Annotated in this window: 16 protein-coding genes; 15 read left to right on the top strand and 1 reads right to left on the bottom strand. The window is 61.1% G+C overall.

Annotation, left to right across the window (positions count from 1 at the left end):
• Positions 1-3: 3 nt before the first annotated feature.
• The 10 genes from RBA40_RS15040 (at position 4) to RBA40_RS14995 (ending at position 9,406) form a co-directional block, all read left to right on the top strand.
• Entirely contained in the window at positions 4-1,446 is a 1,443-nt protein-coding gene (locus RBA40_RS15040; protein WP_306648632.1) for a DUF4055 domain-containing protein, read from the top strand.
• Complete coding sequence (locus RBA40_RS15035) at positions 1,443-2,498, top strand: putative phage head morphogenesis protein (protein ID WP_306648631.1); 1,056 nt, start codon at positions 1,443-1,445, stop codon at positions 2,496-2,498. The genes RBA40_RS15040 and RBA40_RS15035 overlap by 4 nt, the downstream gene beginning before the upstream one ends.
• Before the next feature lie 14 nt (positions 2,499-2,512).
• Positions 2,513-2,929 carry a hypothetical protein gene (locus tag RBA40_RS15030; RefSeq protein ID WP_306648630.1) on the top strand — a complete coding sequence of 139 codons (417 nt, stop codon included), beginning with the start codon at positions 2,513-2,515 and terminating at the stop codon, positions 2,927-2,929.
• A gap of 144 nt (positions 2,930-3,073) precedes the next feature.
• Positions 3,074-3,868 (top strand): DUF6651 domain-containing protein, encoded by a 795-nt coding sequence (locus RBA40_RS15025; RefSeq protein ID WP_306648629.1) that lies wholly within the window; start codon positions 3,074-3,076, stop codon positions 3,866-3,868.
• Positions 3,869-4,040: 172 nt separating this feature from the next.
• Complete coding sequence (locus RBA40_RS15020; RefSeq protein WP_306648628.1) at positions 4,041-5,153, top strand: major capsid protein; 1,113 nt, start codon at positions 4,041-4,043, stop codon at positions 5,151-5,153.
• A gap of 67 nt (positions 5,154-5,220) precedes the next feature.
• The gene (locus tag RBA40_RS15015) at positions 5,221-5,634 is read left to right on the top strand and encodes a hypothetical protein (protein WP_306648627.1); all 414 of its coding nucleotides are present in this window, start codon (positions 5,221-5,223) and stop codon (positions 5,632-5,634) included.
• A gap of 63 nt (positions 5,635-5,697) precedes the next feature.
• Positions 5,698-7,989 carry a hypothetical protein gene (locus RBA40_RS15010; protein WP_306648626.1) on the top strand — a complete coding sequence of 764 codons (2,292 nt, stop codon included), beginning with the start codon at positions 5,698-5,700 and terminating at the stop codon, positions 7,987-7,989.
• A gap of 33 nt (positions 7,990-8,022) precedes the next feature.
• Positions 8,023-8,538: a DnaT-like ssDNA-binding protein gene (locus RBA40_RS15005; RefSeq protein ID WP_306648625.1), complete on the top strand. Its 516-nt coding sequence runs from the start codon at positions 8,023-8,025 to the stop codon at positions 8,536-8,538.
• A complete protein-coding gene (locus RBA40_RS15000; protein ID WP_306648624.1) occupies positions 8,535-8,912 on the top strand; it encodes a hypothetical protein in 378 nt (125 codons plus the stop codon). Before RBA40_RS15005 ends, RBA40_RS15000 begins: the two co-directional genes overlap by 4 nt.
• Positions 8,912-9,406 carry a hypothetical protein gene (locus RBA40_RS14995; protein ID WP_306648623.1) on the top strand — a complete coding sequence of 165 codons (495 nt, stop codon included), beginning with the start codon at positions 8,912-8,914 and terminating at the stop codon, positions 9,404-9,406. The genes RBA40_RS15000 and RBA40_RS14995 overlap by 1 nt, the downstream gene beginning before the upstream one ends.
• On the opposite strand, the gene RBA40_RS14990 is transcribed toward RBA40_RS14995, so the two are convergent.
• A complete protein-coding gene (locus RBA40_RS14990; RefSeq protein ID WP_306648622.1) occupies positions 9,394-9,960 on the bottom strand; it encodes an NUMOD4 domain-containing protein in 567 nt (188 codons plus the stop codon). The genes RBA40_RS14995 and RBA40_RS14990 overlap by 13 nt on opposite strands.
• Positions 9,961-10,062: 102 nt before the next feature.
• On the opposite strand from RBA40_RS14990, the gene RBA40_RS14985 reads away from it, so the two are divergent.
• From RBA40_RS14985 to RBA40_RS14965, 5 genes are all read left to right on the top strand, one after another.
• A complete protein-coding gene (locus RBA40_RS14985) occupies positions 10,063-10,464 on the top strand; it encodes a DUF4128 domain-containing protein (protein WP_306648621.1) in 402 nt (133 codons plus the stop codon).
• A gap of 63 nt (positions 10,465-10,527) precedes the next feature.
• Entirely contained in the window at positions 10,528-11,733 is a 1,206-nt protein-coding gene (locus RBA40_RS14980) for a phage tail tube protein (protein WP_306648620.1), read from the top strand.
• 113 nt (positions 11,734-11,846) lie between these two features.
• Positions 11,847-12,365 carry a hypothetical protein gene (locus tag RBA40_RS14975; RefSeq protein WP_306648619.1) on the top strand — a complete coding sequence of 173 codons (519 nt, stop codon included), beginning with the start codon at positions 11,847-11,849 and terminating at the stop codon, positions 12,363-12,365.
• Between the two features lie 86 nt (positions 12,366-12,451).
• Entirely contained in the window at positions 12,452-12,667 is a 216-nt protein-coding gene (locus RBA40_RS14970; RefSeq protein ID WP_306648618.1) for a phage tail assembly chaperone, read from the top strand.
• The coding region (locus tag RBA40_RS14965) for a hypothetical protein (RefSeq protein ID WP_306648617.1) at positions 12,668-15,857 on the top strand (3,190 nt) is incomplete at its 3' end.

Genomic DNA, 15,857 nt, shown 5'->3' with positions numbered 1-15,857 from the left:
ACCATGACCGATGTACGCACCCAATCAGCCGAAGCCGCAGCGCTCAACGCCGACGTCGCCCTGATCACGGCGCTGCTCGGTGGCACGAAGACCATGCGCGCCGCTGGCGAGACTTATCTCCCGAAGTGGCCGAACGAGGACGATGAGAGCTACAGGCTGCGACTGGCTGTGTCGACGCTCTTTCCGGCGTACGCCCGCACCGTCGAGGTGCTGGCTGCGAAGCCGTTTAGCAAGCCGCTCACGCTGGGCGAGGATGTCCCGGCTCGGCTCAAGGTGTGGGCCGAGGACATCGACAAGTCCGGCCGCAATCTGCACTCGTTCGCTTCGGAGTTGTGCCAAGCCGCGCTCGGGTACGGGTTCGGCGGCATCCTTGTTGATTACCCAAAGGTGGAAGGGATCGTCACCCGCGATCAGGAGTTGAAGGCCGGGGTGCGGCCCTATTTCGTCCAGATCCACGTAAAGAACATTCTGGGCTGGCTGCCGAAGAACGCGACATCGGTCGCCGAGCTCACGCAGTTGCGCCTGCTTGAATCCGCTGAGGTGCCGAACGGTGAGTTCGATACCAAGAGAATCGAGCAAGTGCGCGTGCTGGGGCGGGGAACGTGGCAGATCTGGCGTAAGTCGGAGGGCGGTAACAAAGAGTGGCTGCTGTATGACAAGGGGCCTACCACTCTTCCTACGATCCCGTTTGTCCCGGTCTACGGTAAACGCCTCGCCCACATGGAAGCCTGTCCGCCGCTGGTCGAGTTGGGCCACATGAACGTTGAGCACTGGCAATCGAAGAGCGACCAGCAGAACATCCTGCATGTCGCGCGCGTGCCGATCCTGTTCATGAAAGGCGTTGAAGCCGAAACAGCGATTACGGTAGGTGCTGGAACAGCAGTCAAAACAGATCGCCCTGATGCGGACATGAAGTTCGTGGAACACAGCGGCGCGGCTATCGAAGCCGGCCGCTTATCCATCCTCGATCTGGAAGACCGGATGCGCCAAGCCGGCGCCGAGCTCCTGGTGATCAAGCCGGGCAATGTGACCGAGAGCCAGACCTTGGCCGACAACGAACAGGGCTCGTGCGCTCTCAAGAAGGTCGCCGAGAACATCGAGGACGCCATTGACCAAGCGCTGCAGTTGATGGCCGCCTGGGTAGGCGAGCCGCAGGGCGGGCACGTTACCGTGTTCAAGGACTTCGGCGCCGCCACTCTGGCTGAGGCCAGCGCCGACCTGCTGTTCAAGAGCGCCACCGGTGGGAAAATCTCCAGCGAGACGTACTTCAACGAATTGCAGCGCCGCGGCACTCTATCCCCGGATCTTGACTGGGACGAGGAGAAGAAGCGCATCGAGGACGACCGCGAGAACGACGAGCCGCCCACGTTTGACGTGCCGATGCCGAAGGGACCGCAGAAGCCTGGCGGCCAGCCGAGCGCAAAGCCTAAGCCGGTGACCGAATGAGCGCGCTCGAGCAGTGGCTGATGGACTTGCTCATCGAGCACAACGTCCTGATGCTGCGCGCCGAGGCCGAAAGTAAAGCCAAGGTGCTCGCGCTGCTGATCCTGATGCAGAAGGATGTGGTCAGCGTGCTGGCTAATGCGCCGGCGCTGTCCGAGTTGGGCAAGGCCGGTAAGAATGCCTTGCTGCGTGAATCGAACGAGCTGATTGCCGATTACTACGGCCGGGCCCAGCTGGTGCTTGACCTGGGCATGGTTGCTGAGGTCGAGGCGCTGGGCGTGCGCTCCGCGCTGTCGATCGTGATCGAAGCCCGCCTCGACGTGGGCATGCCGACCGAGAACTACCTGCGCACGCTCGTCAGCGACACGCTGGTCATGGGCTCGCCGGCAAAATCGTGGTGGCTGCGCCAGCAGCAGGACACGGCGTTCAAGTTGGCGACGCAGATCCGCATCGGCGCTGCCCAGGGTGAGACGAACGCTCAGATCGTGGCGCGCGTGGTCGGCAACGACGAGATCCCCGGCGTAATGCCGATGGCTCGCAAGAACGCCCTGTCCATCGTGCAGACCAGCATGGCGACGGTGGCCGCCGCCGCGCGCCGCGCGACCTTCGAGATGAATCCCGATCTGATGACCGGCATCGAGCAGGTGTCGACGATGGACGGGCACACCAGCCTGATGTGCATCGCCTACAGCGGCGCGCAGTGGGATCTCGACTATGAGCCGATGGGCGAGAACCACTTGCCGTATCACGGCGGCGTGCCGCGGCACCACGGCTGCCGTTCGACCGAAATCGCGGTGATGAAGACCTTCCGCGAGATGGGCATCGACCTGGACGAGCCGGAAGAGGGCACGCGCGCATCGTCGAACGGGCCGATCTCGGCCAAGACGACGTTTGCCGAGTACCTGACCATTAAGGGTGCCGACTATCAGAACGAGGTGCTTGGCCCGGGCCGCGCTGCGCTATTCCGAGAGGGCAAACTGGCGCCGCGCGACCTGGTCAACATGAGCGGCAGGCCGCTGAAGCTGTCGGCCCTCAAGGAGATGTATTCTCAGTAGGGTAGAATCGCCGCATGACCTTCGATCCCAAATCCCTGCTGAAGTCGCCTGCTCAGCCTGTCCCGCCGGCGCCGCCCCAGCCCATGACCATCGACGACCTCGCGGCCAAGCTGGCGCAGATATCCGCGCTGGGCATGGGCGGCGCGTTCGTCACGCTGCCTGACGGGCAGCCGGTCACGGCCGTCGACCTGGTTGCGCACGGCGAGGAGGCGGCGCACTTCGTCCTGAGCGATGAATCATCGCACAATGCTGAAATAGCGAAGCTTCTTGCTGCCGCTCCAATGATGTTAGAAGCTTTCAGGCGCATTGCCGATTCCTCCGACGGGGAAATGGGCGATGGCGATCTTGCGCGCGACCTCGCGTTCGCATGTATCTTGGAGGCTACCGGAGAGGTGGGCGAATGGAGTCCTCCACCGCCACTCAAAAATTAGCAACCCAACCCGCTCCGGCGGGTTTTTTCACCCCCATAGATTCACAGACCGCCCTTGAGGCGGTTTTTTATTGCCGCTAGCGGACGCGACGCGGCGCATCGGCCGGAAGGCCATTGATCGGGCGGATGCCCAGAAAGAAAGACCATGCCATTCAAATACAACGCAGACGGCACTATCGCCATGGATGCCGACAAAAAGCCGATCTTTATCAATGCTGACGGTGTCGAAGCGCCTTTTGATGCTGACGCTACGGTTGCCACTATTGGCCGCCTGAATGGCGAGGCCAAGGCCCACCGCATTGCGAAAGAAACTGCGGAAGCCGCGCTGAAGCCATTCCGCGACGCCGGGATTGAAGACCCGACCGCAGCAGCCGATGCGATCAAACTGGCCAAAAACATCAAAGACGGCGACCTGGTGACCGCCGGCAAAGTCCAAGAGATCAAGGACGCCGCTACCCGCACTGCTCAAGAGCAGGTTGCCAACGCCACCCGCGCAGCCGAAGAAAAACAGCGCGCGCTGACAGAGCAGAACGAAAAGCTCACGCAGAACCTGAACAATCACATCATCGGCGGGTCGTTCGCCGGCTCCAAGTTCATCGCCGACAAGATGGCCATCCCTGCTGACATCGCGCAGAAGGTATTCGGCGATCGCTTCAAGGTCGATAACGGCAAGTTGGTCCCGATGGGGCCAGACGGCAACCCGATCTTCTCCGCGACACGCCACGGCGAGCACGCCGACTTTGAAGAAGCGCTGCAGGTCATGGTTGGGCAGTACGCCAACAAGGACATGATCCTCAAGGGCTCTGGCGCATCAGGCGGCGGCGCTACCGGCGGTGCCGGCGCCGCCGGTGCGAAGTCGATCACCCGAGCCCAGTTCGACGCGATGGACCAGGGCCAGCGTGCCGCGGCGTTCAAGGATGGTGCCACCATCGCAGGTTAAGCAGTTTTGCAATACGAACACCGGCCCGCCATGTGCGGGCTTTTTTATTGCCCTGGCGGCGGATGCCAAGAGGGTGCTTTGGGCTGGATGGCCTGTTTGCTCGAAACCTCAAATCACCCAAAATAGAAAGCAATAATCCATGCCAAACGTATTGAATAACCTCGCAGCTGACATGTACCGCGCCGCCGATATCGTCGGCCGCGAGATGATCGGCATCATCCCCTCGGTGACGCTGAACACTGCCTCGGTCGCCGTCGCGCTGAACGATACCGTTCGCTCGCACTTCACCCGCACCGCAGTCGTGCAGGGCCTGACCCCGTCCATGACGATCCCGGAAGGCACCGATCAAACGGTGGACAGCAAGACGCTGACCATCGACACCCCGGCCAGCGTCCAAATTCCGTGGACCGGCGAGGACATGAAGCACGTCAACAACGGCGCTGGCTTCGAGACCATCTACGGCGACCAGATCGCCCAGGCATTCCGCGCGATCACCAACCAGATGGAAGTGTCCGCGTGGCAGACCGCCTACAAAGCCGGTTCCCGCGCTTTCGGTACCGCCGGCACCACGCCGTTCGCGTCGAACTTCAACGAAGTCGCTGAAATCCGCCAGATTTTGGTCGATAACGGCTGCCCGGATGACGGCCAGCTGTCGCTGATCTTCAACACTGCTGCCGGCACCAAGCTCCGCAACCTCGCATCGCTGCAAAAGGTGAACGAATCGGGCACCGACTCGCTGCTGCGCCAGGGTGTGCTGCTGAACCTGCAGAACATCATGCTGAAGGAATCGGCTGGTATCGGCATCGCGACGAAAGGCACTGGCGCTAGCTACACCACCAATGCAGCTGGCTACGCAGTTGGCGCCACCGCAGTAACCGTGATCACCGGTACCGGCACCGTCCTGGCTGGCGACGTTATCACCTTCGCCGGTGACGCGAATCAGTATGTCGTCGCTTCGGGCGCGGCAGCACCTGGCGTGATCACTCTCGCTGAGCCGGGCCTGCGCCAAGCCATTCCCGCTGCCGCCACTGCCGTGACCGTTGGCAACAGCTACACCGGAAACATCGCCCTGCACAAAGGTGCGGTCGAAATCGCGATGCGCCCAATGGCAGATCCTGCCGGCGGCGATGCAGCGGTGGACAAGATGCTGGTGCAAGACCCGCGCAGCGGCCTGGTTTTCGAAGTCGCGGCCTACAAGGGCTTCAAGAAAGCGATGTTCATGGTCTCGTGCGTCTACGGCATGAAGGCATGGAAGACCCAGAACATCGCCGTTCTCAAGGGCTAATCGATCCGGCCTAGTTGGCACCAAATCAACGGAGGGCGCTGCCCTCCGTCTTTCATAGGACATTCCAATGAGCGCACTCCCTACTATCAAGGTGGCATCGCCACAATCGCCCGATAACCCGCAAGGGTTCGTCATCATCAATCGCGCCGACTTTGACTCGCAGGTGCACGAACTGTACGGCAACGACAACGACCACGCCGCGCTGGCGGAGCGTATTCCGACCAAAAACGAACTGCTGGCGGCGCACGAAGAGCTGGAACGCCGCGCCGCTGCCGATGCCCGCAATGCGGCGGAACAGCTGGCCCAGCTCCAGAGCATGCGTGCCGACCTCGATGCGCAGGCGATCGCTCAGAACGCGAAAGAAGCAGCCCTGGACGCCGAAAACCAGCGCCTGCGCGCTGAAGCTGCCAAGCAGGCCGAGGCCGCAACCGCAAATGCATCTGCCACACCTGCTAAGGGCAAGGCCGGCAAGTCCGAGTAAGCCCGTCTCTCCCTGCATCAGCCCGCCGCGCGCGGGTTTTTTTACGTCCATACAAGGTTACCCATGCCCACTATCAGCGCCGCCCAGCAGCAGACAATCCCACTCGAAGAGGGCCGCGCCCTGACTCTGTCGGGAGCGCCCGGTGCAGTCGGCATTGTGTACCGCCTCGACCAGGCGTTAGGCGGAACTAACTCGCTGCAGTCGTGGGCCATTGGCTCCGGATCAGTAGCGCCGCTCGGCCCATTTCCATCCGCTGAGAAATTTCTCATAACGTGCTCAGTCGGGAGTGTTACGGCGACCGTTGTCAACGCAACCCTGACTTCTCCAGGTGTTGTGACCGACAACTTCGGCAGCGTTACAGGCCTCAAGGGCCTTGGCGGTGGCGGTGGCCGGTTTGCTACCTCGATCCTGCGCAACGAGGCGCTGGTGAAGCACTGGGGCTGCAGCGGTGCCAACGGACTGCTGCAAACGTCCGGCCAGTCCGGATCGGCCTGGAGTATGTGCGTCAAGATGGAAATGGAAGCGCCATTCCATGCGGTGCGCCTACTCCGCGTCAACCGAAGTGGGCTCAATGCGCTGGGTGGTGGCAAGGCCCTTGTCTTTGTCACCGAGTCGAACGCGATCGATGCGTCGTATGGTCTGACGCTCAGCCAGAATCTATCCCGCCCCGTGTACAACGTGGGCGGTACGGCGACAGCCTATAACGCGATCGCTCCAGCGGGCACGGTCAACGGCTACCAAAACGTGAACTGGCCCGGCCGTGAAGTTGTGGCGCTGACCAACGCGACCACGACGGCAACGGTCACCACCAAGGTTCCACATGGCCTGGTGACCGCGAACACCGTCACGGTACGTGATGCGGACTTGGCAGCGTATAACGTGACCGCAGCGGCGATCACCGTTCTCAACACCACGCAGTTCACGTACCCCATGGCTACCGACCCAGGCGCCGCCGCTACGGCGATGGGAACGTACACGGCGAACGCTTGCGGCACGCTGAAGCCGAATTTAAACCAGACCTTTGCGTTGTCCGAAAAGTCTCCGATGAAGAGCCGCCCAACTCGGCTCGACGGTGGCTCGCGCCCATTGCTCGGCTTGATCTTCTGGCATGACGGTACCGCGCAGAGCTTCCCGTTCCATAACGTAAGCATCGCGGTTCGAGGGCCTACTGCGGCGATGCGCGGCCGGACAGTTCAGGTTGGCGCCATCCTTGCCGATGCGGTCGGCAATCTTGGCTGGAATTTCAGTCTGGACACCGTCCTGATGGATGTGTTCCCGGTGGTGAGCTTTTCCGTTCCTGTGCTGAGCATCTGGGGCGTGGGCGACTCGACCTGGCAGAACGATGGTCTGACGGCGACGAAGATGTCGAGTTGGCTCTACCGCGCTTGCATGGACGTCTCGACGCCGACGGCTCCGGTCGTCTACGCCAATTTCGGGGCCAGTTCGCAGTCGTCCGCTACTTACTGGGCTCAGGCAAAAGGCGCGCTGGCGGCCGGCACGCCGCCTCCATCGGTCCTGTGGATCGGCCTGGATAGCGTCAACGATGGCGTCAACAACGATGGCACGTTGCAGTCCGCGTTCGCGCTGGCGCAGGACGTGATCGCCACAGCGAAGAAGTACGGCATTCCCGTTGTGGTCATGTCGCCGCGCATGCCAAATAACACGTTGAATGCCGCGCAGTATGCCATCAAGGTAGCGCAGGACGCAGCTCTTGCGGCCCTGGCGGCCGCCTACGGCATCCAGTGGGTGCCATTCACGGGCCTGGGCGACGGGGCGGTGCCGGAACGCTGGCTGCCATCGGCAGGGCAATACGCCGCCACCAGCTTCACTGGATCAATCGCCGGTACCTTGCTCACCGTTTCCTCGCTGGCCACGGCCTCCGCCCCGGTGACGCCTGGGCAGCAGATTTTCGGCGCCGGTGTCACGGCAGGCACGACCATCGTCGGGTATGGGGGTAGCGCAGGCACTTTCATTGTGAGTCCGTCGCAAACGGTGTCGAGTACCGCGATGTCCAGTCTCGCAACCTGCAACATTTCGACCGGCGCACCGGCGGTCGTATCGATTGCAAATGCAGTGGTCGCGGGCCAGTCCTGCATGTTCACCAGCACCGTGGCGCTGCCGGAAGGCATCCCGTCAGGGACGCAATTGTTTGTAGCGGCAAATCCTGCACCGACGACCACAACGTTCTCAGTATCCCTGACCCCCGATGGCCCGGCCATCACAGCGACGGTTGCCGGCATCGGTGTGCATTCGGTCTTTTTCGGACGGGATGGCATTCACGAGAATGAGTCCACCATCGAGGCCGCCCTGGCGCCGCAGGGAGCGACTTTCATTCGAAGCCTGGCCGTTGCGTAATGCGGGCGGCGCCAACAAATTCCAAGGATGCACATGAGCTTGATCGTTGAAGACGGTACCGGCCTGGCCGGCGCCGAGTCGTACGCCAGCGTTGCTGCGGCGGATGCGCGGTGCGCGAGCCTGGGCGTTGCCTCATGGGCGGCGCTGGCCGAGGCCGCCAAAGAGATCGCGCTGAGGAAGGCGGCGATCTTCATGGCGACCTACCGCACGCGCTGGGCCGGGCGCCGGATGTATCAGCACCAGGCGCTGGATTGGCCGCGCTACGGCGTTAAGGTGGATGAGTTCTATGTGCTGAGCACCATTGTGCCCCTGGACGTCGTGAACGCGTGTATCGACCTCGCGGCCCGCGCTGGCAGCGGCGAGGATCTGATGCCAGACCTCGACACGGGGTCGAACGTCATCAAGAAGGACAAGGTCGGACCGCTGGAAACGGAATTCTTCCAGAACACGACCGACGTGCGCGAGCGCTTCACCGCGGTCGATACTTTGCTGACACCGTACATCGGAACAGTTGGCGGCTCGAATTCGATTCGTTTGGTGCGCGGATGACTGACTACGCCAAGACAGCCGCGCGCGCCGACCAGTCGCTGCGCAGGAAGGGCGGCACCGTGGTGCTGCGCAGGGCAGTGCCTGGCACCTACGATCCGGGCACCGGTACCGGAACGCCGGCCAGCACGGCTGACTACCCGGGCACCGGCGTCAAGATCGCCTATCTGGCGGAGGACATTGACGGAACGCTGATCCGAGCCGGCGACCAGCAGCTGCTGCTGTCGCCACTGCAGCGTGAAGGCGCGCCGATGCCGGTACCGACCACGGCCGACCTTGTGCTGATCGGTGCCGAGGTGCTCACCATTGCTGCCGTCCAGAAGGTCGAGCCGACCGATGTCGCGGTTCTGTTCACGCTGCAATTGCGGGGTGTGTGATGGCCGGATCCTTCTCGCTCCAGATCGCTGCGTGGATAGCAAAGACCAAGGCGAATCAGGATCTGGCCGTGCGCGCGATCCTGATGAAGATTGACGGGCGGCTGGTCCAGCGCTCGCCGGTCGGCGATGGCACGTACTGGCAGTGCCCACCACCGAAGGGCTACACCGGAGGCCGTTTCAGGGGGAACTGGCAGCTTTCTATCGGCTCACCGGCGACCGGAGCGGTCGACCTCGTTGACAAAACCGGCAGCGCGACACTTGCCGCCCACGCCGGAACCGTCGGCACCGCCAAGGCTGGCCAGGTCTTCTACCTGGTGAACAACCTGGCTTATGCGAAAAGAATTGAAGAGGGGTGGTCGCGGCAGGCTCCAGTAGGGCTGGTTGCCCTCACAGTCGTCGAATTCAGTACGATTGTCGACGACGCTGTGAATGGTGTGAGGGCGGGCACTAGCGCAAGCGATTTTGCGCAAGGCTTTACAACCTACGGAGCATGAAGTTTGCAAGCGGGTGTGCTGACAATCTCCGGCCCCCAACTTTCACCAGTTTTAATCCTGCAGATGGTGGATTGGCCGACCGCATACTTCCTCGCTATCGAAGCTTGCGCCACGCCTGACGCGAGCAAAAGGCGAATCTCTGCAACTTCGACAGAGGTTAGTTTAGCCCTGCAGTTGAGCTCGCCACGAACGGTTCGTCCGCTTGAAACTTTGTGGTCTTCATTTTCTTGGCGGCTTACCCACTCAAGGTTGCTCTGCACGTTGTTGCGCTTGACGCAATCTATGTGGTTGACCTCAAGATGGTGATGCGGGTTCGGAACGAAGGCCATTGCGACCAAGCGATGCACGTAATGCTTTGTGGTGCAGTTTTCTACCGAAAGCTGAACCATTTGATATCCGCTGTTCGATTCCCAGTGTTTGAGCACAACGGGTTTGAGAAGTCTTTTTCCACCGCCCCGGATGCGAGCATACCGAGCATTAGATTGAACTTTCCCACAATTTGAAACTTCGTATAGCCCGTCGAAGCCAACAACTGGGCGCCAGATTTCTTGCATTTTAACTCTCCATTAAAGAGTGATCATTACTGAGGTGGCGCGGCAGGCGGGTAATGAATCCGCTTTTCGACCGCTAAATCTAGCCGCGCGAGGGAATTATATATGAGCCAGATAAAAATCCGGGCCGCGCTGGAAACGGCGCTGGCCAGCATTGCGCCGCCCATCGAGACCGCATATCAGAACTTCGCTTTCACACCGGTGACCGGACAGCCGTACCAAGCGCCTTACCTGCTGCCTGCTGAGCCGAACAACTGGTCCATGGGCGACGGATCGAGGCAAGAGCGCGGCATCTTCCAGATCAACCTGCAGTATCCGCCCGGGCAGGGTCCGGCCGCCGCCGGCGCGCGCGCCGAGATGGTCCGGGACTTGTTCCACCGTGGCGCCAGCTTCACAAAGGACGGCATCACCGTCCAGATCGAACGCACGCCGGAGATCGGCGAAGGCCGCGAGGACAACGGCAGGTGGTTTTTGCCCGTGAAAATTCGCTGGTTCTGCAACCTGTAAAGCGCACCACCCAACACAGATCGCCTCGGCGGTCTTTTTTTTCGACCAAAGAAAGGCAATCCCATGAGCACCACAGCAAACGGCATCGATACCCTGCTCGTAATCGCCAAGCAATCAGCAGAAGGCACGAAGGCCCTGGCCGCCAACGGGCGCTACTACCCGCGCGTGACCGCGACCTTCGACACCGACGCCGACAAGTACAGCTCGAACGAGATCGACCCGTCGCAGCAGATGACCGACACCCGTCTGGGCAACTTCCGCGTGACCGGCGACATCAAGGGCGAAGCGTCCTGCGGCACCTATGCACCGCTGATGGCTGCACTGCTGCGTCGCGACTTCACCGTCGGCGGCGTCACCACCGCGCAGATCACCATCTCGTCGGCGGCCGGCGGCCTGCTGCGCTCGGCTGGCTCCTGGCTGGCGGACGGCCATCGCGCCGGTACCGTCGTGCGCATCACCGGCTTTGCCACCACTGGCGCCGCGAACAACGGCAAAAACTTCTTCGTCACTTCCGTCACCGCGCTGAACCTCAACGGCCAATTCATGGATGGCTCGGCGATGACCGTCAAGGCCGCGGGCGACACCGTCACTGTCACTGCGCCCGGTAAGCGCACGTTCACGCCGCTGACCGGCCACACGAAGGACTGGTTCACCGTCGAAGTGCAAGACCCGACGATTTCGGTTAATCGCGCGTTCATCGACCTCATGGTCAGCAAGATGGATATGGCGGTGCAACCGAACGGGATGACCAGCTGCGACATTTCGTTCATGGGCAAGCTCGAAGGCCCGACGACCCCCGCGGCGTATTTCACCACCCCGGGCGCTGCCCCAACCAACGGCAAATTCTCTGGCGCAACAGCATTATTGTCCGTCAACGGGATCCCGAGCCAAATCTGCACGGGCATGTCGCTGTCGGTCGACGGCCAAGTGAAGATCGATCCGGTCATCGGCAACAAATACGCGACAGCCGCCTCGCGCGGCAAGGTGATGGGCACCGGCCAATTCACGGTGCTCATGCAGGACGCGGCGTACATCGACTACTTCAAGGCCGAGACGGAAGTGTCCGTCGCCTACGGCATGGCCTCGGATAGCTCGCCGCTGGCCAACGTCATGACCCTGGCGATGGGCCGCATCAAGATCACCTCGGCGAAGGTCTCGGACGGTGAGACGAACAAGATTATTACTTGTGCATTCGACATCCTCCGCTATGTCGGCGCCGACGCTCAGCACGAAGGAACCACGCTGGCGATCTCTGACTCGACGCTGTAACCAACTCGCTCGGCCTCGCGCCGGGCTCCTGATCAGGGCTGCGTGCCCTGTGCTTTGGCTGGCGCCTAAGAAACGCCAGCCTTTTTTATTCCCAAAACAGAAAGCTCAAAATCATGACCAACGCACAAAACGCTACCGCACTGAACACCGCTCAAACCATCGCCGCGATGGACTTCGACATCTCGAACTTCACCGCGCCGGCAGCCCAGGTCACCTTCAAGGTACCGGTTCTCTTCGACGACGACGGCGAGCCGACCCACGGGTTCATCATCGTCGGCAAGAACAGCGACGAGCACCGCGCTGAATGGGCCGCCATCCGTGCCGAAGGTCAGAAGCGTTCGGCAAAACGCAAGACCGCGATCGATGCGACCACGGACGAGGGCTCGCAGCAGCTGGTCGGCCTGATCGACGGCAACAACAAACGACTAGCCATTGCCGTAACAGTCGGCTGGTACGGCTTCACCAGCGCTGGCGCACCTGCGCCGTTCAACAAATCGCTGGTTGAGGCCGCATTCAACAAATACCCGACCTGGCAGGACCGCGTGCAGCACGCGATGGATGAGGACGCCAATTTTTTGAAACTCTCGTCGCTGGCCTCCTCGACTATGCCGGCCACCAATTCGGCCGACTAAAGAAGGCTGGCGACGGCAGCGCGACCGGCGTTCACCTTGATGCCGCTCGCGCCCACCCGTTCTACAAAGCGGCAGCTGCGCCACCGGTGCCGCAGCTTCCACCCGAACTTGAGTACATCTGGACCTGGTTCACCCGCTTGAGCCGAAAGCGCCAGAACGGCATGGACGTCAATCCGCTGTCGAGTCAGGAGATTCTGACGTGGCAGGCCCGGCACCAGATCGAGATGGACCCGTTCGAACAGGACGTTATCGACCGGCTCGACGATCTGTTCCTGTACCACCACCACAAGAAAGAAGACTAAATGGCCGACCTCGCTGAATTGGGAATTGTAGTCAACACCGGCCCTATGGTCGAAGGTGCAAAGGCCATGGATGCGATGGGCGAGGCCAGCGTTCGTGTGGAGAGCAAGGTCGCCGGCGCCACGAAGGCGGTAGATGGCATGAGTGCGTCCAGCGCGAACGTGTGGCGCCGCGGCGGCGAGGCCGCTAAGAGCATGGATTCGCTTGGCGAGTCCACCCAGCGCACCGGACAGCGCATTGTCGTCAGCAATGGTCAGATGAACGACACGGCCAAGATCCTGGCGGCCCAGGCCGAGCAGGCGCGCCAAGCCACCCAGGCGAATGCCGCTCTGGGCAATTCGACCACCCAGATGACGCTGGGCCAGCAGCTGTTTATCGACAAGTTGCGGGACCAGGTCGCCGTGCTGGGCATGAGCCGATCGCAGTTGCTCGCCTATCAGGCCGCCGAGTTGGGAGTCACCGCTCAGACGCAGGAGCTCATCAATAAGATGAAGCAGTTCGAGGATGCCACGAAGGCGGCGGCCGCAGCATCGAAAAAGGCAGCGGAAGCGAAGCGGGAACAAGAAAAATCCGCCATCTCGCTCGCAGGGGCAGTGCACCTTGTGGTGGCCGCGTACGCGGCACTGAAGGTTGCGGACTACATCAAAGAGTCAGCACTGCTAGCGGCCCGCTATGAGACTTTGGGTGTTGTGATGGAAGTCGTAGGTCGAAATTCTGGCTATACCAAGACCCAGATGATGACGGCCACTCAAGCCATCGCGGCGCAGGGCATTACGATGATTGAATCCCGCGAATCCGCTGTAAAGCTGGTGCAGGCTCACATCGATCTGAAGCACGCGACGGGCCTAGCTAGGATTGCCCAAGATGCTGCTGTGATTGGTCACATGAATTCGTCTGAGGCGTTTGACCGCCTAGTTAATGGTATTGCCCGGGGCAACGTGCTGATTCTGCGAAACATCGGTATCAATGTCAACTTGCAAAATGCTTATCGTGAGATGGCGGCAGAGCTGGGGAAGTCGACCAAAGAGCTTACTGAAAACGAACGAGTGGAAGCGCGGCGTATAGCCGTGTTTGAGCGAGGCGCTGACATCAATGGCACCTATACCGCAAGTATGGATACCGCTGGCAAGCAGATCACCTCCATGCAGCGTTACGTTACGGACCTCAAAACCACAGTTGGTGAGGTTGGCCTTGACGTTTTGACAGTTGCTGTTATGGCAATGACGAGGGGGTTTAAGGACGCAAACAGCGAGGTGACTGAACTCTCAAAAAATGGGCAGCTTCACGAATGGGGTCATAGCCTGGCGGGTGTATTCACCGGGCTGGCGAACACGGTCAGCAATGCATTCACCACCATGCAAAAAGTGAAAGCATGGGCGGATCACAAGACGGCGGGCGATCGCATCAATTCGGAGTTTGACGAGAAGCGCGGCAACGCCGATGAGGGGCTAGGTTTCTGGGATATCTCTGGGCAGATTCAATCCCGCAAACGAATTGAGTCGCTCCGGCAAGCGGCGTTAGCACAAGAAAACGCAGATTACGAAGTCCAGCAGGCAGAGCTCAGCGGAAAATTTGACCGCTTTGAAAAGGCGCAGGCTGAGCGCGATGCCACGATGCTGGGGAAAAGGAAAGCTGATGCAGACGCAAAGCTGAAGATCGATGCCGAATACGCAAAGGCGGCCGGCGACATCCTTTTGAAATCGGCGAATAAGGGTGTTGCAGCGCAGGAGTTGGCGCGCAAGCAGGTGATCGAGCTACATCGTTCTGTCTACGAAGGTAACCCAACATACCGCGATACCGAGATGGTCGATCCAAAGCCCAAGGTCGATAAAGTCGCGAGCACGGAGCTTGCGGACAAACGGGCGCAGTTCGAAGCGGAAGCCAGCGCGAAGAAGGACCACCTGGCCCACCTTCAGCGCATGGACGAGATGAACCACAAGGCCGGCGAAGTCAGTGACGGCGAGTTTTTCGACCGCAAGCGCAAGCACGCGGATGCAGCCGCTGCTGCCGTGATCGCCACCTACGATAAGCAGATCGCAGCGATCCAGGGTTACCACAACGCCACGGCAGCGGAAGCGGCCAAGAACGAAAAGGATCTGCACGCGATCGGTGCAAAGCGCGCAGCTCAGTTGGCAGCGAACGCCGATGCCAAAGCCGAGTTGGACAATGCCGAGCGCCTGCGCACCAAGACGATTGCGTCCGAGTCGGCGGATGCAACGAACAAGTACCTTTCAGAATTGGATCGTGAGGCCGAGAAGCTGGAAGCCGCAAACGCAGGTCGCGAAATTTCCCGTGCTTCAGTCGAGCGCGAGGAAATCGCACGCTTGAGCCTCGCCATCGCGTCACAGCAGCAATTCATGGCTGAGCAAGCCTTGAGTGGTGCCACCGCCGAGGAGTTGGCCCAGGCGCCTGCAATCCTGAAATACCTGGAAGAGTTGCGCGCGAAGCGTGAGCGTATTGCGGCCGGGCTGGAACAGAAGGACACTGACCGCTACCACAAGAAAGCAGCCGACCGTGCCATTCAAGATTGGGAGCGCGCTGGTAATAGCATCGCCGACAGCCTTTCGAACGCATTTGGCAAAGGCGGCAAGGCCATCGGCAGCATGTTCAAGGCTTACGCAACTGGGATGGCCGGCCAGCTCCGTGCTCAGAAACAACTGGCGGACGCTAAGGCATTAAGCGCTGACAATCCGGAGAAGATCGAGGCTATCGACCGGGCGCACCTTGCTGGTGCCCAGGCCCAGCTGAAGTCCTATGGCGACATGACCGAGGCGGCGCAGACATTCTTTAGCGAAGGCTCGCGCGGTTACCAAGCCATGGCGGCGGCGGCCGGTGTAATGCGCGCCGCCGAGGTTGCGCTCAGCGTCGTCAAGGGCGTCAATGCCGTTCTCACGCAAGGTAGTGGTGACCCATACTCGGCTTTCGCACGTATGGCCGCGATGGCAGCGGTGGTCGCCGGGCTGGGCGTCGCGCTTAGTGGTGGCATCGGAGGTGCGGGTGGGAAGAGTGCTGCCGACGTGCAGAAGACGCAGGGCGCCGGCGGTGTATTTGGTGATGCTGATGCCAAGTCGGACTCGATCTCACGCTCGCTGACGATGCTGGAAGATCACAGCGGCACTTTGGTGCCAATCAACCGCGGCATGCTGTCGGCGCTGCGCGCGATCGAAGCGTCGATGAAAGGCCTGACGAATC

Source organism: Massilia pseudoviolaceinigra (genome assembly GCF_030846505.1).
Lineage (GTDB): Bacteria > Pseudomonadota > Gammaproteobacteria > Burkholderiales > Burkholderiaceae_D > Telluria_A > Telluria_A violaceinigra.
Note: the sequence above shows the minus strand (reverse complement) of the source record. Positions and strands in the feature narration are given on the sequence as shown.